The organism is Ornithinimicrobium kibberense (assembly GCF_006519705.1).
GTDB classification, from domain to species: Bacteria; Actinomycetota; Actinomycetes; order Actinomycetales; family Dermatophilaceae; genus Ornithinicoccus; species Ornithinicoccus kibberensis.
This window is the reverse complement of record NZ_VFXM01000019.1, coordinates 37,332-55,703: the sequence shown is the minus strand read 5'-3', so window position 1 is coordinate 55,703 and position 18,372 is coordinate 37,332. Positions and strand designations below refer to the sequence as shown.

The window sequence follows — 18,372 nt, the reverse complement described above, 5'->3', positions numbered from 1 at the left end:
GTCCCCCTCGTCCCGGGCAGGACCGACGACGGAGAGACGCCGATGAGCACCGACACCCGCTGGCTGGACCAGGCGGTCGACGCTGCGCTGCACGGACCCGCCGTCGACCCCAACCCCCGGGTCGGCTGCCTCGTCGTCGCGGCCGACGGCACCGTGGTGGGCCGCGGCCACCACCAGGGGGCGGGCAGCCCCCACGCCGAGGCCGTGGCGCTCGCCGCCGCCGGGGACCGCGCGAGGGGCGCGACCGCATACGTGACCCTCGAGCCGTGCAACCACCACGGCCGCACCGGTCCCTGCACGCACGCCCTGCGGGACGCCGGGGTGGAGCGGGTGGTCTTCGCCGTCCCGGACCCCACCCCCCAGGCCGCCGGTGGGGCGGACTGGCTGCGCGACCACGGGATCGCGGTCGAGCAGCACCCCCATCGCGACGCCGAGGCGCTCGTGGCCGACTGGACCGTGGCCGCCCGCCTGGGCCGGCCCGTCGTGGTGTGGAAGGCCGCCACCACCCTGGACGGACGGGTCGCCGCGGCCGACGGCTCCAGCCGCTGGATCACCTCCGCCGAGGCCAGGGCCGACGCGCACCTGCTCCGCGCGCGGGTCGGGGCCGTGGTCGTGGGCACCGGCACCGCGCTGCGCGACGACCCCAGCCTGACGGCGCGCACCGCCGAGGGGGAGCTGCTGCCCGACCAGCCCCTGCGCGTGGTCGTCGGCCGCCGGGACCTGCCGGCGGACGCGCGGCTGCGGACCGGGCCCGGCGAGCTGCTGCACCTGCGCACCTCCGAGCCCCGCCAGGTCCTGGCCGAGCTGGCCCGCCGCGGCGTGCACCGGGTGCTGCTGGAGGGCGGGCCCACGCTGGCCGCCGCCTTCTGGCGGGCCGGGTGCGTCGACGAAGTGCTCGTCTACCTGGCCCCGGCGCTGCTCGGTGCCGGGCCCGCCGGCGTCGGCGACCTGGGCATCGCCTCGATCGAGGACGTCGCCCGCCTTGACCTCGTCGACGTGACCCGGGTGGGACCCGACCTGCGGCTGACCCTCGTCCCGCAGGCGCCGCCCCGCGAGCGTGGGGCGCGGTCCACCCCGTCCGTCGGGCACGCCCGCCCGGCACCGCCGACCACCACCGACCAGCGGACGCTCGCCCCGTCCCCGACCCCCTGAGGAGCCCCATGTTCACCGGCATCGTCGAGGAGCTCGGCCGCCTGACCCGACGGACCGACGGGCAGGACAGCAGCCGCGTCGAGATCTCCGGACCGACGGTCGTCCCCGGTCTCTCCCACGGCGACTCGGTCGCCGTCGACGGGGTCTGCCTGACCGTGACCGAGGTCGTCGGTGACGGCTTCGTCGCCGACGTCATGGCCGAGACGCTGGCCCGCACCACGCTGGGCCGCCTCACCGAGGGGGACCCGGTCAACCTCGAGCGGGCCGTCCGGGTGGACGACCGGCTCGGCGGCCACATCGTGCAGGGCCACGTCGACGGCACCGCCCGGGTGATCTCCCGGACGCCGGGGGACCGGTGGGAGGTGGTCCGGTTCTCGCTGCCGCCGGAGCTGGCCCGGTACGTCGTGCACAAGGGCTCGGTCTGCCTGGACGGGGTCTCGCTCACCGTCTCCGCGCTCGACGAGGACGCCTTCGAGGTGAGCCTCATCCCGACCACCCTGGAGCTGACCACCCTGGGCCGCCGGCAGCCCGGCGACGAGGTCAACGTCGAGGTGGACGTGCTGGCCAAGTACGTCGAGCGGCTCGTCGCCGCAGGGGCGGGCGGGACGACCGGGTCGACGGGGACGACGTCATGACGAGCAGCGCCGTGGTCCCCGGCCTGTCCTCGGTGGAGGCGGCGCTCGAGGCGCTGCGCGACGGGCTGCCGGTGCTCGTGCTGGACGACGTCGACCGGGAGAACGAGGGGGACGTCATCCTCGCCGCGCAGACGATCACGCCCCGGTGGACCGGGTGGACGATCCGGCACTCCTCGGGATACCTGTGCGCGCCGATGCCCGCCGACTGGGCCGACCGGCTCGCGCTGCCGCCGATGGTGGAGCAGAACGAGGACGCCCTGCGGACGGCCTACGCGATCACGGTCGACGTGGCCGAGGGCGTGACCACGGGGATCAGCGCCACCGACCGGTGCCGCACCGTCGCCGCCCTGGGCGACCCGGCCACGGGGGCGACCGACCTGCGCCGGCCGGGCCACGTCGTGCCCCTGCGGGCCCGCGCCGGGGGCGTGCTGGAGCGTCGCGGCCACACCGAGGCGGCCGTCGACCTGTGCGCCCTCGCCGGCCTGACGCCGGTGGCGGCCATCGCCGAGCTCGTCGACGACGAGGGCGAGATGCTGCGCACCACCCAGGTGCTCGAGCTGGGCGCCGAGCACGGGCTGCCCGTGCTGACCATCGACCAGCTCGTGACCCACCGCCGCGAGCTGGACCAGGCCACGTCCGACGGACCGACGAGGAGCACGACATGAGCAGGAGCGGAGCCCCCACCGTGGAGGCCGACGGCAGCGGGATGCGGGTGGCCGTGGTCGCCGCGTCCTGGCACACCGTCGTTATGGACGGGCTGCTGGACGGCGCCCGCCGGGCCCTAGCCGAGGCCGGGGTCACCGAGGTCGACGAGGTGCGCGTGCCCGGCAGCTTCGAGCTGCCCGTCGCCGCGGCCCGGCTCGCGCGGACCGGCCGCTACGACGCGCTCGTGGCCCTCGGGGTCGTCGTCAGGGGGGGCACGCCGCACTTCGACTACGTCTGCTCGGCGGCCACCGACGGCCTGACCACCGTCTCGGTCACCACCGGCATCCCCGTGGGCTTCGGCGTGCTGACCTGCGACGACGAGCAGCAGGCGCTCGACCGGGCCGGCCTGCCCGGGTCGCAGGAGGACAAGGGCCACGAGGCGGCCGGCGCCGCCGTCGCGACGGCGGCGGTCCTGCGCGAGCTGTAGGCACGATCAGGGCCGGACGATGGTCACCCCCGGGGTCGTCGGACCGCTCATCGCGACCAGGGCCGCGGGTGCTTCGGCCAGCGTGATCGTCCGACCGAGGAACTGCTCGGGCGTCAGCCGGCCGTCCACCACGTCGGCCAGCATCCGCGGGTAGTCGGCCGGCGCCATCCCGTGGCTGCCCAGCACCTGCAGCTCCCGGGCCACCACCGTGTGCATCGGCACGCTCGCCCGGTCGCCGATCACCGCGGGCGGCATCAGTCCCAGCTGCAGGTGACGGCCGCGCACGCGCAGCACCGAGGTGGCCGCCCGGGCGGTGGCGACGCTGCCCAGGGCGTCGACCCCGACGTCGACCCCGCCCGGCACGAGCTCCCGTACCCGCGCGACCGCCTCCTCCATGCCCGGGTCGGTGGCGACGTCCACCTGCACGGTCTGCTCCGCGCCGACCCCGCGCGCCAGGTCGAGCGCCTCCGGGCTGACGTCCACCGCGACCACGTGGGCTCCTCGCGAGGCGGCCACCATGACCGCCGCGAGCCCGACCCCGCCGCACCCGAGGACTGCCACGTGCTCGCCGTCGACCACCCGGGCCACGTCGACGACCCCGCGGTATGCCGTCGCGAACCGGCACCCGAGGCTCGCCGCCACGTCCGCTCCGATCTCGTCGGGCAGGTGGACGACGTTGTGGTCGGCCCACGGCACCGCGACCAGCTCGGCGAACGACCCCGGGCCGCTGAACCCGGGCTGCCACTGGTGCGGGCACACCTGGGAGGCAGCGGCACGGCATACCTCGCAGGTGCCGCACCCGCAGACGAACGGGACGACGACCCGGTCGCCGACGGCGACCGTGCGGACGTCCGCTCCGACCTCGTGCACGACGCCGGCGAACTCGTGGCCGGGCACGTGCGGCAGCTCGGTGATGTCGTCGTCGTGCCCCTGCCACGCGTGCCAGTCCGAGCGGCAGACCCCGGTCGCCTCGACGCGGACGACGACGCCGTCCGGCCGGGGGCGGGGGAGCGGCACCTGCGTCACGTAGGGCCGTGCGCCGAACGCGTCGTAGCGCACGGCCCGCATGGTGGGGTGGTCCTCGGGCATGGGGCTCCTCGGGATGTGGTGCGTGTGCACCCTCAGTGTGGCGGTCCCCGCGCGGGCAGGACGCAGGTGGTCCCCGTCGGGGGATGGCGCGGTGGTGCCCGCCAGGTCTAGGTTCATGAGATGCGCATCCAGCTCTGGCACCTGGCGGTCCTGCTGCTGATGGCCGTCCCCTTCGTCCTGATCTACCTCGCGGTGCGCCTCGGCGTGCGCCACGGGCGGCGGGACAGCGGGGCGGGGCGCGGCGCGGGCGAGCAGGACGCCCGCCACGACCGGGCCACCCAGGACTGAGGCCGCTGTGGTCCGTAGGGTCGGGCCATGGGTCTCTTCACCAGCGACGAACAGATCGCCCGGCTCTCCCGGAAGGTCGACTCCCTCTCGGGACAGGTGCGCCACCTGACCCGCCTCGTCGAGCACCTCGCCCGAGGTCAGGGCGTCGACGAGGCGGTCCTCGAGGGCTTCACGCCGCAGGAGGAGCCGTTCTGGGAGGAGGCCCGCCGGCTCAAGCGGGCCGGCTCGCCCATCGCTGCGATCAAGCTCGTCCGCGAGCACACGGGCATGGGCCTGCGCGAGGCCAAGGAGGCCGTCGACCGGTTGTGAGTCAGAACCGCGACGAGCTGCCCGCCCCGCTGAAGCTGCCGCCGCCGCTGTAGCCGGAGCCGGACCCGCCGGAGGCGGCCGACCGCGCCTGCTCGACCTCGCCCTTGCCGGTCGACCAGCCGGAGACGAACGCGTGGGTGCCGAACCACGTCCAGGTCGGGTAGGCCGTCGCGACGATCGTCGGCTCGGACCGCCGCCGGTCGCGCTCGGTCCTCAGCGCCGTGTCCAGCGTCTTCCGCTCGTCCTCGTCCTCCCCGAACGTCCGGGCCACGGCCCCGGCCAGCGCGTCGAGCCGTTCGCTGAGGCCGTCCCGCGTCGCCCGCAGGTGGTCGAGGGCGTCGTCGGGCGAGACCTGCCGGTGCTCCAGCTCGCCACGGAGGCGGTCCAGCCCGGCCAGCTCCTCGGAGGCGAACTGCCGCAACCGGTCCGCCTCCGGAAGTCCGCGCATCTCCTCGGGCAGCTCGGTCCCCAGGAGGTCCTCGACCCCCTCGAGGTCCTCCCGGACGGGGGCGACCTGGCGGTGCCAGGCCTCCACCCACGCGCGGTCCCGGTTGAGGAAGGCCGCGGTGTCGGCGATGACGTCGTCCAGCTGGTCCAGCGAGGTGGCCTTCTCCTCGTAGGCGGCGAGCCGCTCGACGGCCTCGGGCGTGTCGTAGTCCTTCTCCGGGATGCCGCGGGCCGCGTTGCCCAGCTCGGTCAGCTCCCGGACGCCGCGGCTGTAGTCGTCGTAGCGCCGCAGCATCTGACCGCCGTAGCGCGAGTCCTCCGGGATGAGCCGGGCGTGCAGCTCGGTCACCTCCTGGTCCCGCACGACGCTGGCCATCGCCGTGTCGCCGGCCGCCCGGCTCCGGCGGCTCCTCCTCGCCCGGTGCATCCCCACGCCGAGCCAGGTGCCGGCCCCCGCGAGCGTGGCCAGCGAGGCGACCCCGGCAACGGCGATCCCGCCGGCGGTGCGGACGAAGGGTGCGTTCATCCGGGCGGCGGCCTCCTCGATCCCGACGACCGCGCCGTCGGTCCAGCGGCCGGCGCGCAGGTCGTCCTTGGTGGCGTCCTGGATCGCCAGCTGGGCGTCCTCGCCGACCGCCCGGTCGTCGCCGAAGTAGGTCCCGACGAGCCGGCCCTCGGGGTCGACCGCCCAGATGTAGAGCCCGTCGGCCCACCGCTGCCCGTCGTCGCTGAGCCAGTCGGTCCGGTCCTGGCGGGCGTGCTCCAGGACGGCGTCGTTGAGGGCGAGGTCGTCGGTCAGCGCCTCCTCGCCGCCGCGGGTGGTGAACACCGCCACCGTGGTCGGCTCGTGGAAGCGCACGTCCTCGACCCCGGACAGCAGGTCGGGCTCGTGGATGACCCCGGCGGTGTCCTCCAGCTGGACCTGCGTGGCCGGGTGCTCGGGCGCCTCGGCGAGGAACCATCCCACGCTGGCCCCCACCACCCCGAGCGTCGCCACGCCCCCGACGAGCACCCGCTGACGGATCGACATACCCCGAGCTCCTCTCCGCGGCCGACGCTCGCCCGCAGCTGCGGGTGCGACGGCGCCGCGCCCCTCCATGGTTCCACGCCATCCGGGAGTAGCCTCGGGCGCATGAGGTCGTTGCGGGCCGGTGCAGCCGCCGGGCTCGCCGTGCTGCTCACGGTGCTCGTGGCGGCTGCGGGCTGCGGGCTGCTCGGCGGTGGCCGGAACGAGGCCCTCGACGGGCCGTGGGAGCTCGCCTCCTTCGGGGACGCGGCCGGTCCGGTGGTCGACGACGCGGGGATGGTCCCGACGATGACCCTGGACGCGGGCGAGGTGACCGGGCACTCCGGGGTCAACCAGTTCGGCGGGTCCTACACCTGGAGCAGCGACGGGACGTTCGAGTTCGAGGACGTCACGAGGACGGCCGTGGGCGGGACCGAGGCGCAGATGGCGGTCGAGCAGAAGTTCTTCGACGCGCTGGAGGCGGTGCGGCGCTACGAGGTGGCCGACACCAGGCTGCGGCTCTCGGACGATGAGGGCGGGGACCTGCTGATCTTCGACCCGAAGGGACCGGGGGATCGGTGAGCATGCCGGTCGGACGCCGGGGGACCGCGGTGCCGCGTCAGCCGCGCGGCCGCCCGAGGATCCAGTAGGCGCAGAAGTAGACCGCCGTCCTTGCCAGCCCGCGCTCGCGGACCAGGTGACGGCGCACGCGCGCGGCGAGGTCCTGCTCGCCGGACACCCAGCCGTAGTCGGGAGCGGGCAGGTCGGCGTCCGCGAGCACCTCGAGGAGGGCGTCGCCCGGCCGCCCGTCCCGCTCGACCACGGTGAGGCTGCCGCGCTCCGGGGCCGACAGGTCGGGCAGCGCACCGGGCGTGGCCTCGAGCAGGACGTGCAGCTCGACGTCGCGCCCGCGTGCGCGCTCGATCATCGCCACCATGGACGGGTATGCCGTCTCGTCGCCGGCGACCACCTGCACCCGGGCGTCGGCGGGCGGGTGGTAGCAGGTCGTGCCGGTCTGCACCGCGAGCTCGTCGTTCGGTGCGGCAGCGCGCACCCAGCGGGCGCCTGGCCCCTCGTCGACCTCGCCCTCCGGGTGGAGCACGACCTCGAGGTCGAGCTCGGCGACGTCGGGCCGGTAGGCGCGGACGGTGTACCAGCGCACGTCGGGGCGCACGTCCTCCGGCATCCGCGCGAGGACCGGCCGCGGGTTGGGGCCGCTGACCCCCGACAGGTCCGGCAGCGGCGTCCCCGGCTGCGGCATGACCAGGCCCACGAACTCGTCGGGCCCGAACGGCTCCCACCAGCCCGCGAGGCCGGGCACGTGCAGGGTGAGCCGGCGCAGCTGCGGCGCGACCCACCGCGCCGCCAGCACGGTCGCGGGGACGCAGGCGTGCTCGCCGCGCTCCAGCGGCATCGCCGTCGTGCGGGCGTCGGCCTCGGCGGCCGCCTGCTCGGCGACCTGCCGCGCGCCGCGGGCGAGGGTGTCGCTCAGGGGGGCGTTCATCGCAGGACCTCCAGCTCGGGGGCGAGCTCCGGGGCGATCCGCGGGGTGCCCGCGGTGCCCAGGGCGTGCCCGACCGGCCGGTGCCGGCCGAGCGGGATGACGGACAGGTCGCCGGTGGCCTCCTGCCACAGCACGCGGCAGGTGATGCCGAAGACGTCGCAGACGGTCTCGGCCGTCACGACCTCGCGGGGGTTGCCCTGGGCGACGACCCGGCCGCCGCGCATCGCGACCAGGTGGTCGGCGTAGCGGGCCGCCATCGCCAGGTCGTGCAGCACCATGACCACCGTCGTGCCGCGGTCGACGGACAGGTCGCGGACCAGGTCGAGCACCTCGACCTGGTGGGCGATGTCGAGGAAGCTCGTCGGCTCGTCGAGCAGCAGCAGATCGGTGCGCTGGGCCAGCACCATCGCGATCCACACGCGCTGCCGCTGCCCGCCGGAGAGCTCGCCGACCTCGCGGCCGACCAGGTGGCTGGTGGCCGTCAGCTCCAGCGCCTCGGCGACCACCTCGTCGTCCTCGCGGGTCCACCGGCGCAGCAGGCCGTGGTGCGGGTGGCGGCCGCGGGCGACGAGCTCGCCGACGGTGATGCCCTCGGGCACGACCGGGTGCTGCGGCAGCAGTGCCATCGAACGGGCGACCTGCCGGGTGGGCATCCGGTGGACGTCGCGGTCGCCGAGCAGCACGCGCCCGTCCTTGGGCCGCAGCAGGCGGGAGAGCCCGCGCAGCAGCGTGGACTTGCCGCACCCGTTGGGGCCGACGATGGCGGTGACCCTGCCCTCGGGGACGGTGAGGTCGAGGTCGTGCACGATCGTCTGCTCGCCGTAGCCGAGGCTGAGACGTTCGGCGGTCAGGGAGGTCATCTAGGAAGCCCTTTCACGGGTGAGGAGCCACAGGAGGAAGGGGGCGCCGACGAGGCCGGTGACGACACCGACGGGAAGGTTCACGTCAGGTATGGCGTAGGCGCCGGCATGGTCGGCCAGCACCACGATGACCGCGCCGACGAGGGCCGCCGCGGCGATCGAGGCCCGGCCGCCGAGGAGCCTCCGGGCGATCGGGCCGGAGAGGAAGGCGACGAAGGCGATCGGCCCGCAGACCGAGGTGGTCGCCGCGACGAGGAGCACGACCAGCAGCAGCGCCCGGGCGCGGACGAGGCCGGGCGGGGCGCCGACGCCGGCGGCGACGTCGTCGCCGAGCTCGACGAGGTGCAGCTCGCGGGCGGTGGCGAGCAGCAGCGGGAGGGCCAGCGCCACGACCACCGCGAGCAGCCCGATCTGGCGCCAGGTGACGCCGTTGAGGCTGCCGGTCAGCCAGACCATCGCCTCGTGCGCCCGGTAGACGTCGGCGCGCAGCAGCACCCAGTGCACGACCGAGGTGAGCATCGCCGACAGCGCGATCCCGACGAGGATCATCCGCGTCGGTGCCGCGCCGGGGCGGGAGGCCGACAGCGTCAGCAGGGCCACGGCCACGAGGGCGGCGCCGACCAGGGCCGCCACCGTGACGGCCGCCCCCGACCCGCCGAGGACCACGAGCGTGAAGACGGCCGCGGCGCTCGCGCCCATGGTCAGGCCGAGGACGTCGGGGCTGGCCAGGGGGTTGCGGGCCATGAGCTGGAAGGTCGCCCCGCTCGCGCCCAGGGCCATGCCGGCGAGGGTGCCGACGACGGCGCGCGGCAGCTTGGAGTCCAGCAGGATGAACTCGGCGCCGCCGGGTACCTCGCCCGTGCCCAGGACGATGCGCCAGAAGTCGGGGACGGTGATCGTGAAGTCGCCCAGCAGGGTCCGCACCACCATCGCCACCAGCCAGGCGGCGAGCAGGCCGCCCAGGACGAGCTGCCCGCGCCGGCCGGCCCGGCGGCGGGAGGACCGGACCTGCTCGACCCGGTCGACGACCTTCGCCGGGGCGACGTCGACGCTCATCGCACGGCCGTCCTGCGGACGAGCCAGATGAGGCCGGGGGCGCCGAGCACCGCGGTCATGAGGCCGACCTGGATCTCCGAGGGCGGCATGACGATCCGGCCGAGCGTGTCGGTCAGCAGCACCAGCACCGGCCCGACGATCGCGCTGCCGAGGAGGATGCGGCGGTAGTCGGGGCCGGTGACGAGCCGCACCAGGTGCGGCACGACCAGGCCGACGAAGCCGACCGGACCGGCCAGCGCCACGGCGCCGGCGGCCAGGCCGACGGCGCCGAGGGCGACGACGCCGCGCGCCAGGTGGACCCGCTGGCCGAGCGCCCGCTCGAGGTCGTCGCCCAGGGCGGTGGCGTTGAGCACCGGGCCGGACAGGGCGACGACGAGGAGGGAGACGACCAGCAGCGGCAGGACGTCGAGGACCAGGCCCACCGGTCGTCCGGCGACGCTGCCGACCTGCCAGAAGCGGAAGGTGTCCAGGGCGCTGCGGTCGCTGATGAGCAGTCCGGCCACGACGCTGACCGCCCCGGCCGTGAGGGCGGCGCCGGCCAGGGCCATGGTGAGCGGGGCGGGGCCGCCGGGCGCGGCGGCGGAGACGGCATACACGACGACGGCGGCGACGACCCCGCCCCCCAGGGCGAGCCAGCCGAACGCCGCTGCGGAACCGACGCCGAGCAGCTGGATGCCGAGCACGACCCCGAGCGCCGCTCCGGCGTTGACGCCGAGGATCCCCGGGTCCGCCAGCGGGTTGCGGGTCAGCCCCTGCATGGCTGCCCCCGACAGCGCGACCGCGAGTCCGACGACGGCGCCGACGACCGTGCGGTCGACCCGGGCGGCGACGACCGCGGCGGCCGGGTCGGTGGTGCCGCCGCGCAGGAGGGCCTCGACCCCGGAGAGCACCTCGCCGGGGCCGAGGGTGCGCGAGCCGACCGCGACCGAGATCGCGACGGCCAGCACGACGGCACCGAGCCCGACGGCCAGGGGCTCCCAGGTCCGACGGCGCCCTGCCGGCACGCCGCGGGTGCGCGGCGTGCCGGGGAGGGTGCTGGTGCGCGTGGCGATCGCGGCTCTCCGATCAGCAGGGGGGGATGGGTCGCTCAGCGGGCGTCGGCCTCCGCCGCGGTGGCGGCGGCCTCGGCGACCTGCGGGACGAAGCGGTCGATCGCGACCGGGATGGACAGCGGGGTCGGCGAGCTCATGCCCACGACCTCCTGCGGCTCGTCGGCCTCGACGTAGGCGCCGGAGGCCATCGCCGGGATCTGCGAGAGCAGCGGGTCCTCGAGCAGCTTGTCGGCGGTGAAGCCGCCGTCGGTGTAGAAGATGAAGACGTCGGCGTCGAGGGTGTCGGCCTGCTCGGCGGACAGGTTGGCCGAGAAGTTCTCCTCCCCGCTCATCTCCTCCACGACCGGGGCGTTGACCATGCCGAGCTCGGTGAGGAACTGCGGGCGCAGGTCGATGACGTTGTAGAGGCCGATCGTCGAGGTGTCGGTCGGGCTGAACCAGCCCCACGCGAAGGAGGTGCCCTCGAGCTGGGGGAACTCCTCGCGAGCGCTCTCGAACTCGGCCTCGGTCTCGGCGATGGCCTCCTGCGCCTGCTCCGGCCGGCCGATCGCCTGGCCGACGAGCTCGACGGACTCGCGCCACGGGGTCGCCCACGCCGTCTCCGGGTAGGCGACGGTCGGCGCGATCCGGGAGAGGCGGTCGTAGTCCTCCTCGCTCATGCCCGAGTTGGTGCCGATGATCAGGTCGGGCTCCATCGCGGCGATCTCGTCGACCGGGATCCCGTCGGAGTCGTCGTAGCGGGTGATGTCGGCCGGGTCGTGGCCGAGCTCGGTGACGGCCTCGTCGAACCAGTCGGTCGAGCCGGCCTCGTTGCCGCCCCAGTTGATCGTCACCGCGCCGACCGGCACCTCGCCGAGGGCGGCCATGACCTCGTGGTCGGTCCAGCCGACGGTGACCACGCGCTGGGGGTCGGCGGTGATCTCGGTGCTGCCGAAGGCGTGGTCGACGGTGACCGGGAAGGTGCCGGTGTCCTCGCCGCCGGCAGCCGATCCGTCGTCGGCGGCCGCGGTGCCCTGGCCCTGCCCGGTGTCGTCCGTGCCGCTCGCGGTGTCCCCGCCCTCCGCGTCGGAGGTCGGACCGGTGGAGCAGGCGGTCAGGGTAAGCAGGGCGGCGGCGGCCAGGGCGGTCGTGCGGAGGACGGCGGGACGTCGGGACATCGAGGACTCCTCGGGCTGGGACCCCGTGGGGTCCGGAACGCGGACGGAAGTGAGGTTAGGATGTCCTTACCCAATTATGCAAACACCGACGGGCGGGTATGGCGTGGCGCCGCCCGCGCCCTGGGCGTGCCCCTCAGGCGTGCCCGTCAGTCGCGGCCCGCCTCCTGCCAGAGCAGCCCGTCGACCGCGTCCCGGCCCAGGGCCTCGGTGACCTCGTCCTCGGCGGCCGCGCGCTCCATGCCCCTCACCCTCAGGTAGACCAGCGCGACCGCAGGCGTGCGGTGGTGGGCGGCCACGCAGTGCAGCAGCACCCGCCGGCCCTCGGCGCGGAGGGTGGCCACCGCCCGGGCCGCCTCGACGAGGGCGAACCGCAGGTGCTGGTGGCTGGCCGGGTCGTCGGAGTCGACGAGCCACACCTCGGCGTGGTCGCGGGACTCGACGGGGGAGGGGGCGTGCTCGTCCTGGCCCAGCCGGCACAGCGAGACGACGGCGTCGACGCCGAGCTCGCGGACGCGGCCCAGGTCGGCGATGGTGCCCAGCAGCACGTCCGGGTCGGAGGGCAGCGCCGCCGCCAGCGGCCGCTGCGCCCCGTCGTCCATGCGGGGGACGCCCGGCCAGCCCTGGGCGCCGCGCCCACCGCCCGCGGCGGTGCGGACCGCCAGGGAGACCAGGCCCCGGGACCGCAGCCCCGGCCAGCCGTGCACCTCCCGCGTCCAGGCGAACGGCAGCGCCGAGGCGCCGTAGCGCGCCCCGAGCAGCCCGCCCGCGATCGCGGCCACCGTGTCGGTGTCGTGCCCGATGCCGACCGCCCGGTGCAGCGCGGCCACGACGTGGTCCGGGCCGGTCCCGACCTCCCGGGTGTGCCAGATCGCCGACCAGGAGGCCTGGAGGGCGGTGGCCGTCCAGCCGTTGCCCGCGAACGTCTCCGGCGGCCGGGTCTGCGCCTCCTCGAGCCGCTCGGCCCACCAGGTGCGCCGGTCCGTCGGCAGCAGGTCGAGCCCCGCCGCCACGTCGAGCACCCCGTCGAGCACGGCCCGGCGGACCGCCTCGGACCACAGCACGCACGAGTCGCCCGCGACCGGGTCGGCGTGCGTCAGGGTCGCCACGGCCCGGGCCGCCCCGGCGGTGGCCTCCCGGTCGTCGAGACGGGTCAGGCCGACCACGGAGGTGCGCATCAGCGCGCCGTTGCCGGCGGTCCGGCCGGTGCGACGGTGCAGGTCGGCGGCCAGCTCACGCAGGGCGACGTGGTCCCGGTCCGAGGGGTGGTGCGGGCGGTCGGCCAGGATCTGCCGGGTCTGGACGCCGATGTCGGCCGGGCCGTGGGCGTGCCAGCGCAGGAAGCCGGCCGCGACCTGCTCCAGGCCGTCGTCCCCGGCCAGGTCGGCCCCGGTGGCGGCCACCTGGGCGACCGCGACGGCCATCTGGGTGTCGTCGGACCACTCGCCCGGCGCGTAGCCCCCCAGCCCACCCCCCGCCATCCGGGGGCCGCTGGTCGGGTCGAGCCGGGCCGTGCCGAACTCGTAGGGGACGCCGAGGGCGTCGCCGCAGGCCTGCCCGAGGAGGACGCCGGCGGTGCGGTCGTGCTGGACGGTGCTGAGGTGCATGGGAACCTTCTTTCTTCGTGTCAGAGTGACTATATACGAATCCACCGACAAAGGGTGTCGCTGACCCTTAAGGGGCTACGCTGGGGCCGTGGCCGCCTACCCCGCCTTCGCCGTCACCGTCGACGTCGTCGCCCTCACCATCCGCGACGAGGTCCTCCACGTGCTGCTGGTCCGACGGGGAGGTGAGCCGTTCGCCGGCCGCTGGGCCCTCCCGGGCGGCTTCACCCGGGTCGAGGAGGACCTCGAGGACGCGGCCCACCGCGAGCTCGCCGAGGAGTGCCGGGTCACCCGGGACGACCTGCGGCTGGAGCAGTTGCGCACCTACGGCGCCCCCGGCCGCGACCCCCGGCCCGAGCGCGTCGTCAGCGTGGCCTGGCTCGCCCTGGGCGCCCACCTGCCCGAGCCGACGGCCGGCACCGACGCCGCCGAGGCCAGGTGGTGGCCGGTCGAGGAGGCCCTGGCGATGCCGCTGGCCTTCGACCACCACCAGATCCTCACCGACGGGCTCGAGCGGGCCCGGGCCAAGCTGGAGTACACCACCCTGGCCACCAGCTTCTGCCCCCGGGAGTTCACCCTGCGCGACCTGCGGCATGTCTACGAGACGGTGTGGGGCAGCACGCTCGACCGGTCCAACTTCCAGCGCAAGGTCCTGGGCACCGAGGGGTTCGTCGAGGACACCGGCAGGTATGCCGAGGGGCGCCGGGGACGGCCCGCCCGGCTCTACCGGGCCGCGGCCGGGGAGGGCACGGTGCTGCACCCCCCGCTGCTGCGGGGCTGAGCGGCCCTGCGCCGACCGTGCCGGGGCACCGTCGCGGACGGCCGCGGCTGCCAGCTCGGTCGCCGGTGTGCAGCTTCAGTCGCGGCCGGGGTCCCACCCGTGGCCGCAGTGCTCGCAGGTCCGCTGCGTCGCAGCGTGCCCGACGACGCAGCCCAGCTGGTCCACCCACTCCACCGGGCAGGGGCCGGCCGGCATCCCCAGGACATGGTGGCGGACGTCGAGGCTGTGGCACTCCGGGCAGGTACCCCGGGCCCCGGGCAGGTCCAGCCTCCCGCCCCGGGCCGCGAGCAGCTCGACGGCGCGGTCGTCGAGGAGGGCGAGCGGTGGAGGTGGGTCCGGCCAGCCGGCGGCCGGGCCGGGCTGGGGGAGGCGGTGCACGCCGTCCGGGTCCACGGCGAAGGGCAGCGCGAGCCGCACGTCCTCGTGGGCCCGGTGCCGGACCAGGGCGGTGGTCCCGGCCCCGGGCCGCCGTGGTTCGGCGATGTCGATCCGCAGGTGGGGCCGCCACCGGCCCATCCTGGTCGCAGCACCGCTGGTGACCACGGCCGCCCGGGACAGGGCGGCGTAATGACGCAGGCTGTCCTCGACGGCCGCACCACGCTGCCAGCCGGGACCGGCGGCGAGCGAGGTCGACAGCGCGCCCAGGTCGGCCCAGGGATCGTCGGCGACCAGCAGCTCGACCTGCATCATGGTCAGCTGGTGCGAGGGCACCATGGACGACGGGGTCATCGCCCGGAGGGTCACCGCCCGGAGGATCTCGTCGAGGGCCTCCCGGCGCGCACCCGCCCAGCCGTCCTCGGGACGGACCACCTCCTGCGCCGTCAGTCCCGTCGCCGACGTCACGCACCGCACCTGCAGCTGCTCGGGCGTCTCCTGCAGCCCGACCAGGAGGGTCGTCGCCCCGGCGGCAGCGCCCCACAGGGCGATGCTGCTGGTCACCGCTCGCCGCAGCTCCTCGGGGCCGGTGACCACGGTGACCCGGCCCCGCTCGACACCGCCTCCGATGAGGTCGTCCAGCTCGAACCAGCCCGTTGGCCACCGTCTCCCGTAGCGCTTGGTCCGCTCCTCGATGCCGCCGCGCAGCAGTGAGTTCTCGAAGCGTCCCTGCCCGTCCACGCCTCACGGTCTACCCCCAGGGACCGACAGACCCTTCGCCGGGGGTCGGGCACGCCCGCCACGGCCGGACTACGGTGGGAGGACCGCGACGAGAGGATTCCCATGCCGACGCAGAACCGTGCCCACGTCCTCCGCGTGCCCCGAGGTTCCTCGGAGCTGGAGTCCGCGATCGAGGCGACCGGGTCCGGCGAGGTGGCCAAGGCCGTCCTGGTGCACTGACCCGTGGGCGTCCCACCCCACCCGGGAGCCTCCTCGGCGCAGGTGTCGGCCCGGATGTCCCGGGCGCCCCGCCGCGAGACGGCGCCGGAGCTGGCCCTGCGGCGCGCTCTGCACGCCGCACGGCACCGCTTCCGCGTGGTCTACCCGGTGCCCGGCAACCGACGGCGGACGGTCGACATCGCCTTCACCCGCGCGCGGCTGGCCGTCTTCGTCGACGGGTGCTTCTGGCACTCCTGCCCCGAGCACGGCACCAGGCCACGGGCGAACGAGGCGTGGTGGGCCGGCAAGCTCGAGGCCAACCGCTCCCGCGACGCCGACACCGACCGGTTGCTGCGGGAGGCCGGCTGGTCCGTCGTGCGGATCTGGGAGCACGAGGACGTGCCGGCGGCGGTGGCGAAGGTCGAGGACGCACTGGACCTCAGCCGGGGCCGCCGACCACCTCGCGCAGCCACTCCACCAGGGGACGCACCCGGCGCCAGTCCGCCCTGACCTCCTCCACGAGCCGCGGCGTCGTCACCACGTCGCCGTCCTCGATCCACCGCATGGCCGCCAGCGACCTCCGCCGCAGCAGCCCGATCCGCGGATGGTCCCGGGAAAATCCTCGGGGTGCCGTCCGCAACGACTCGCCGACGACCTCCCACCCGGCCTGCCCGAGCTGCCCGACCACGGTCTCCAGCCGGGCCCCGCGGGGCCCGTCCACCCCGTGCCGGAACGCGCGCAGGTCCTCCGGCTCCAGGTGGTAGCACCCGCCGCCCAGCCGGAACCCGTCGGCCGACACCTCGGCATACCACCCTGTCCGGCGCCCGACCGGCACGAAGACCCCCTGGTGCGTCTTGTAGGGGCTCTTGTCGGCGCTGAAGCGCACGTCGCGGTGCGGACGGAAGATCCGTCCCTCGCCGAACTCCCCGGTGAGCTCCTCGAGCAGGGACGCCATCGGCCCGCGCACGTCCCGCTCGTAGCGCTCCCGGTGCCGGGCCCAGAACTCCCGCGAGTTGTCCTCCTCCAGCTCGGCGTAGAAGGCGGGAGCGGCGTGCGGGACCCCGGTGAACGGCATACCCGCAGTGCAGGTCCTCACCTGCGCCGGTGTCAACCGGACCGGGCCGTCAGACGGGGGACCGCTCGATCCCGCGCAGGCGCTCCAGCAGGGACTCCGTCCCGGCCAGGAACTCCTCCTCGCACCGGTCGCCCTCCAGGAGGGGACGCAGGTCCACCAGGGTGGGGTATGCGGTGAGGTCGAGCCCGCGGTCTCGTCCCCGGTGGTCGTCGGGGCCTCCCTCGTCCAGGGGGACGTCCGGCGGCGCCGTGCCCACCCCGAGCCGTGCGGTCTCCATCAGCAGGAAGCCCAGCAGGAACCCGGCGAACGCCTGGTAGACCTCCACGGAGGACTCCCGGTCCCAGCCCAGCGTGCGCAGGTCGACGAAGAACTGGTCGACGAGCGCCAGGCTGCGCAGCGGCGGGCAGAGCCAGGGCGCCGCCGGGTGGGTGGTGGCGACCAGGGGGAACGCCTGGGGGTGGCGGTGCGCCAGCCCGCGCATGGCGTCGGCGAAACCGCGCAGGTAGTCCTCCCAGGAGCCCGTCGCAGATGGCAGCTCGAGCGTGGCCAGCAGGTGGTCGACCACCGCCTCGAGGATGCCCTCCCGGCCGTCGACGTGCCGGTAGAGGGCCATGGCCTCGTAGCCCAGGTGACGGCCGAGGCTGCGCATGCTCAGGCTCTCGAGCCCACCCTCGTCGAGGATCTCCAGCGCACCGCGCACGATCGTGCCGCGGTCCAGGTGGGGGCGGTCGAGGTGCCGGCGCCGGACCCGACCAGCGGGGGGCGCACCGCCCGGGCCGGGGTCGTCCATGACCCCATCCTAGACGTCCCCCCACCCCTGGGGGTGAGGACGCCTCTTCGAGGTGCGAGGCCCCAGGCTGCTCTGCCATGGTCGGTCGAGTAGTGCCCCTAAACGGAAGGAGTTCGCAATCATGCGCATCACCCAGGAGCACATCGACCAGCTGTACAACGCCGACGTCGTCGACCGCGACGGCGACAGCCTCGGGGGAGTGGGCCAGGTCTACCTGGACGACAACACCGGCGACCCGGCGTGGGTCACGGTCAAGACCGGGTTCTTCGGCACCAAGGAGACCTTCGTGCCGCTGACCGAGGCCGACTACGGCGACGGCACGATCCGGCTGCCCTACGAGAAGGGCTTCATCAAGGACGCCCCCAACATGGAGGCCGACCAGCACCTCAGCGAGAGCGAGCAGGACGAGCTCTACCGCTACTACGAGGTGCAGGGCATGGGCGGCGGCACCGGCCGTGGCGACGTCGACCGGGAGGGCTTCGTCGACCGCGACCGCGACGGCCGCGCCGACGACGTGGAGGGCAATGCCATGCCGCGCGGCGCCGCGATGTCCGGCGGTCTCGACGAGGACCGGCAGGACCTGAACGCCGGGGGTGACGTCGCCCGGCAGGAGTACGCCGGAGACGCCCGCGGCAACGACGAGGGCCGGATGACCCTCCACGAGGAGCGGGTCGACGTGGGCACCGAGCGGGTCCAGACCGGCCGGGTCCGGCTGCGCAAGCACGTGGTCACCGACCAGAAGACGGTCACCGTGCCCGTCGAGCGCGAGGAGTACGAGGTCGTCCGCGAGCCCGTCACCGACGGCGGCACCGCCGACCGGGGTGACCTGGGCGACGACGAGATCGAGGTGGCCGTCCACGAGGAGCGTCCGGTCATCGACAAGGACGTGGTCGCCACCGAGGAGGTCGGGGTGCAGCGCACCACCGTCACCGACGAGCGCGACGTGACCACCGACGTGGCCCACGAGGAGGTCGACGTCGTCCAGGACGACGACCGCGAGGGCCTGCGCGACGGCGACGTCGACCCCGGTCGGCGCACCTGATCGGCATACGCCGTCGGGCCTGAGCCCGACGCCCGGGTCCCGGGACATGCAGACGGCCCGCCCCCCACGAGGGGGCGGGCCG

Annotated in this window: 21 protein-coding genes; 10 read left to right on the top strand and 11 right to left on the bottom strand. The window is 75.2% G+C overall.

What is annotated here, in order from left to right; genetic code table 11:
• Positions 1-42: 42 nt before the first annotated feature.
• Genes ribD through ribH form a run of 4 tightly spaced genes read left to right on the top strand, consistent with a single transcriptional unit; the run spans position 43 to position 2,919 of the window.
• Positions 43-1,152 (top strand): bifunctional diaminohydroxyphosphoribosylaminopyrimidine deaminase/5-amino-6-(5-phosphoribosylamino)uracil reductase RibD, encoded by a 1,110-nt coding sequence (ribD, locus tag FJR00_RS14790; RefSeq protein WP_141339384.1) that lies wholly within the window; start codon positions 43-45, stop codon positions 1,150-1,152.
• Positions 1,153-1,160: 8 nt separating this feature from the next.
• Positions 1,161-1,787, top strand: a complete 627-nt coding sequence (locus FJR00_RS14785) for a riboflavin synthase (RefSeq protein WP_141339383.1) — start codon at positions 1,161-1,163, stop codon at positions 1,785-1,787.
• The gene (ribB, locus tag FJR00_RS14780; protein WP_141339382.1) at positions 1,784-2,452 is read left to right on the top strand and encodes a 3,4-dihydroxy-2-butanone-4-phosphate synthase; all 669 of its coding nucleotides are present in this window, start codon (positions 1,784-1,786) and stop codon (positions 2,450-2,452) included. Before FJR00_RS14785 ends, ribB begins: the two co-directional genes overlap by 4 nt.
• Positions 2,449-2,919, top strand: a complete 471-nt coding sequence (gene ribH, locus FJR00_RS14775) for a 6,7-dimethyl-8-ribityllumazine synthase (protein WP_141339381.1) — start codon at positions 2,449-2,451, stop codon at positions 2,917-2,919. The genes ribB and ribH overlap by 4 nt, the downstream gene beginning before the upstream one ends.
• Before the next feature lie 6 nt (positions 2,920-2,925).
• Here the strand turns inward: ribH and FJR00_RS14770 are convergent, their stop codons facing one another.
• Positions 2,926-4,008 carry an alcohol dehydrogenase catalytic domain-containing protein gene (locus tag FJR00_RS14770; protein WP_238330516.1) on the bottom strand — a complete coding sequence of 361 codons (1,083 nt, stop codon included), beginning with the start codon at positions 4,006-4,008 and terminating at the stop codon, positions 2,926-2,928.
• A 120-nt stretch (positions 4,009-4,128) separates the two neighbouring features.
• Here FJR00_RS14770 and FJR00_RS15865 point away from each other — a divergent pair, with 120 nt between their 5' ends.
• Positions 4,129-4,296, top strand: a complete 168-nt coding sequence (locus FJR00_RS15865; RefSeq protein ID WP_181409656.1) for a hypothetical protein — start codon at positions 4,129-4,131, stop codon at positions 4,294-4,296.
• Positions 4,297-4,323: 27 nt separating this feature from the next.
• Complete coding sequence (locus FJR00_RS14765; RefSeq protein ID WP_141339380.1) at positions 4,324-4,605, top strand: ribosomal protein L7/L12; 282 nt, start codon at positions 4,324-4,326, stop codon at positions 4,603-4,605.
• Between the two features lies 1 nt (position 4,606).
• On the opposite strand, the gene FJR00_RS14760 is transcribed toward FJR00_RS14765, so the two are convergent.
• Complete coding sequence (locus FJR00_RS14760; RefSeq protein ID WP_181409655.1) at positions 4,607-6,082, bottom strand: DUF5129 domain-containing protein; 1,476 nt, start codon at positions 6,080-6,082, stop codon at positions 4,607-4,609.
• A 102-nt stretch (positions 6,083-6,184) separates the two neighbouring features.
• Between FJR00_RS14760 and FJR00_RS14755 the strand changes: the two genes are divergently transcribed.
• Complete coding sequence (locus FJR00_RS14755) at positions 6,185-6,640, top strand: META domain-containing protein (protein ID WP_141339378.1); 456 nt, start codon at positions 6,185-6,187, stop codon at positions 6,638-6,640.
• A 37-nt stretch (positions 6,641-6,677) separates the two neighbouring features.
• Here FJR00_RS14755 and FJR00_RS14750 read toward each other — a convergent pair whose 3' ends face one another.
• From FJR00_RS14750 to FJR00_RS14725, 6 genes are all read right to left on the bottom strand, one after another.
• Positions 6,678-7,562 (bottom strand): siderophore-interacting protein, encoded by an 885-nt coding sequence (locus FJR00_RS14750; RefSeq protein ID WP_141339377.1) that lies wholly within the window; start codon positions 7,560-7,562, stop codon positions 6,678-6,680.
• Complete coding sequence (locus tag FJR00_RS14745) at positions 7,559-8,422, bottom strand: ABC transporter ATP-binding protein (protein ID WP_141339376.1); 864 nt, start codon at positions 8,420-8,422, stop codon at positions 7,559-7,561. Before FJR00_RS14745 ends, FJR00_RS14750 begins: the two co-directional genes overlap by 4 nt.
• Positions 8,423-9,478 (bottom strand): FecCD family ABC transporter permease, encoded by a 1,056-nt coding sequence (locus FJR00_RS14740; protein WP_141339375.1) that lies wholly within the window; start codon positions 9,476-9,478, stop codon positions 8,423-8,425.
• Positions 9,475-10,482, bottom strand: a complete 1,008-nt coding sequence (locus FJR00_RS14735; RefSeq protein ID WP_181409654.1) for a FecCD family ABC transporter permease — start codon at positions 10,480-10,482, stop codon at positions 9,475-9,477. The genes FJR00_RS14740 and FJR00_RS14735 overlap by 4 nt, the downstream gene beginning before the upstream one ends.
• 83 nt (positions 10,483-10,565) lie before the next feature.
• Positions 10,566-11,687 carry an iron-siderophore ABC transporter substrate-binding protein gene (locus tag FJR00_RS14730; RefSeq protein WP_141339374.1) on the bottom strand — a complete coding sequence of 374 codons (1,122 nt, stop codon included), beginning with the start codon at positions 11,685-11,687 and terminating at the stop codon, positions 10,566-10,568.
• A 146-nt stretch (positions 11,688-11,833) separates the two neighbouring features.
• Positions 11,834-13,291, bottom strand: a complete 1,458-nt coding sequence (locus FJR00_RS14725) for an ADP-ribosylglycohydrolase family protein (protein WP_141339373.1) — start codon at positions 13,289-13,291, stop codon at positions 11,834-11,836.
• An 88-nt stretch (positions 13,292-13,379) separates the two neighbouring features.
• On the opposite strand from FJR00_RS14725, the gene FJR00_RS14720 reads away from it, so the two are divergent.
• Positions 13,380-14,069: an NUDIX hydrolase gene (locus FJR00_RS14720; RefSeq protein ID WP_141339372.1), complete on the top strand. Its 690-nt coding sequence runs from the start codon at positions 13,380-13,382 to the stop codon at positions 14,067-14,069.
• A 75-nt stretch (positions 14,070-14,144) separates the two neighbouring features.
• Here FJR00_RS14720 and FJR00_RS16415 read toward each other — a convergent pair whose 3' ends face one another.
• Positions 14,145-15,185: a hypothetical protein gene (locus FJR00_RS16415; protein ID WP_238330515.1), complete on the bottom strand. Its 1,041-nt coding sequence runs from the start codon at positions 15,183-15,185 to the stop codon at positions 14,145-14,147.
• A 222-nt stretch (positions 15,186-15,407) separates the two neighbouring features.
• On the opposite strand from FJR00_RS16415, the gene FJR00_RS14710 reads away from it, so the two are divergent.
• Positions 15,408-15,893 carry a very short patch repair endonuclease gene (locus FJR00_RS14710; RefSeq protein WP_272949585.1) on the top strand — a complete coding sequence of 162 codons (486 nt, stop codon included), beginning with the start codon at positions 15,408-15,410 and terminating at the stop codon, positions 15,891-15,893.
• Here FJR00_RS14710 and FJR00_RS14705 read toward each other — a convergent pair.
• Positions 15,823-16,458 (bottom strand): DUF2461 domain-containing protein, encoded by a 636-nt coding sequence (locus FJR00_RS14705; RefSeq protein ID WP_141339371.1) that lies wholly within the window; start codon positions 16,456-16,458, stop codon positions 15,823-15,825. The two genes, FJR00_RS14710 and FJR00_RS14705, sit on opposite strands and share 71 nt — an antisense overlap.
• Positions 16,459-16,507: 49 nt before the next feature.
• A complete protein-coding gene (locus FJR00_RS14700; protein WP_141339370.1) occupies positions 16,508-17,248 on the bottom strand; it encodes a TetR family transcriptional regulator in 741 nt (246 codons plus the stop codon).
• Between the two features lie 121 nt (positions 17,249-17,369).
• Between FJR00_RS14700 and FJR00_RS14695 the strand changes: the two genes are divergently transcribed.
• Complete coding sequence (locus tag FJR00_RS14695; RefSeq protein WP_141339369.1) at positions 17,370-18,290, top strand: DUF2382 domain-containing protein; 921 nt, start codon at positions 17,370-17,372, stop codon at positions 18,288-18,290.
• The last annotated feature ends 82 nt before the right edge of the window (positions 18,291-18,372 follow it).

Coding starts and splice junctions, on each gene's coding strand:
- FJR00_RS14705 (WP_141339371.1), bottom strand. CDS start 16,458: ATGCCGTTCACCGGGGTCCCGCACGCCGCTCCCGCCTTCTACGCCGAG.
- FJR00_RS14755 (WP_141339378.1), top strand. CDS start 6,185: ATGAGGTCGTTGCGGGCCGGTGCAGCCGCCGGGCTCGCCGTGCTGCTC.
- ribB (WP_141339382.1), top strand. CDS start 1,784: ATGACGAGCAGCGCCGTGGTCCCCGGCCTGTCCTCGGTGGAGGCGGCG.
- ribH (WP_141339381.1), top strand. CDS start 2,449: ATGAGCAGGAGCGGAGCCCCCACCGTGGAGGCCGACGGCAGCGGGATG.
- FJR00_RS14760 (WP_181409655.1), bottom strand. CDS start 6,082: ATGTCGATCCGTCAGCGGGTGCTCGTCGGGGGCGTGGCGACGCTCGGG.
- ribD (WP_141339384.1), top strand. CDS start 43: ATGAGCACCGACACCCGCTGGCTGGACCAGGCGGTCGACGCTGCGCTG.
- FJR00_RS14695 (WP_141339369.1), top strand. CDS start 17,370: ATGCGCATCACCCAGGAGCACATCGACCAGCTGTACAACGCCGACGTC.
- FJR00_RS14745 (WP_141339376.1), bottom strand. CDS start 8,422: ATGACCTCCCTGACCGCCGAACGTCTCAGCCTCGGCTACGGCGAGCAG.
- FJR00_RS15865 (WP_181409656.1), top strand. CDS start 4,129: ATGCGCATCCAGCTCTGGCACCTGGCGGTCCTGCTGCTGATGGCCGTC.
- FJR00_RS14750 (WP_141339377.1), bottom strand. CDS start 7,562: ATGAACGCCCCCCTGAGCGACACCCTCGCCCGCGGCGCGCGGCAGGTC.
- FJR00_RS14740 (WP_141339375.1), bottom strand. CDS start 9,478: ATGAGCGTCGACGTCGCCCCGGCGAAGGTCGTCGACCGGGTCGAGCAG.
- FJR00_RS14725 (WP_141339373.1), bottom strand. CDS start 13,291: ATGCACCTCAGCACCGTCCAGCACGACCGCACCGCCGGCGTCCTCCTC.
- FJR00_RS14765 (WP_141339380.1), top strand. CDS start 4,324: ATGGGTCTCTTCACCAGCGACGAACAGATCGCCCGGCTCTCCCGGAAG.
- FJR00_RS14730 (WP_141339374.1), bottom strand. CDS start 11,687: ATGTCCCGACGTCCCGCCGTCCTCCGCACGACCGCCCTGGCCGCCGCC.
- FJR00_RS14770 (WP_238330516.1), bottom strand. CDS start 4,008: ATGCCCGAGGACCACCCCACCATGCGGGCCGTGCGCTACGACGCGTTC.
- FJR00_RS14785 (WP_141339383.1), top strand. CDS start 1,161: ATGTTCACCGGCATCGTCGAGGAGCTCGGCCGCCTGACCCGACGGACC.
- FJR00_RS14700 (WP_141339370.1), bottom strand. CDS start 17,248: ATGGACGACCCCGGCCCGGGCGGTGCGCCCCCCGCTGGTCGGGTCCGG.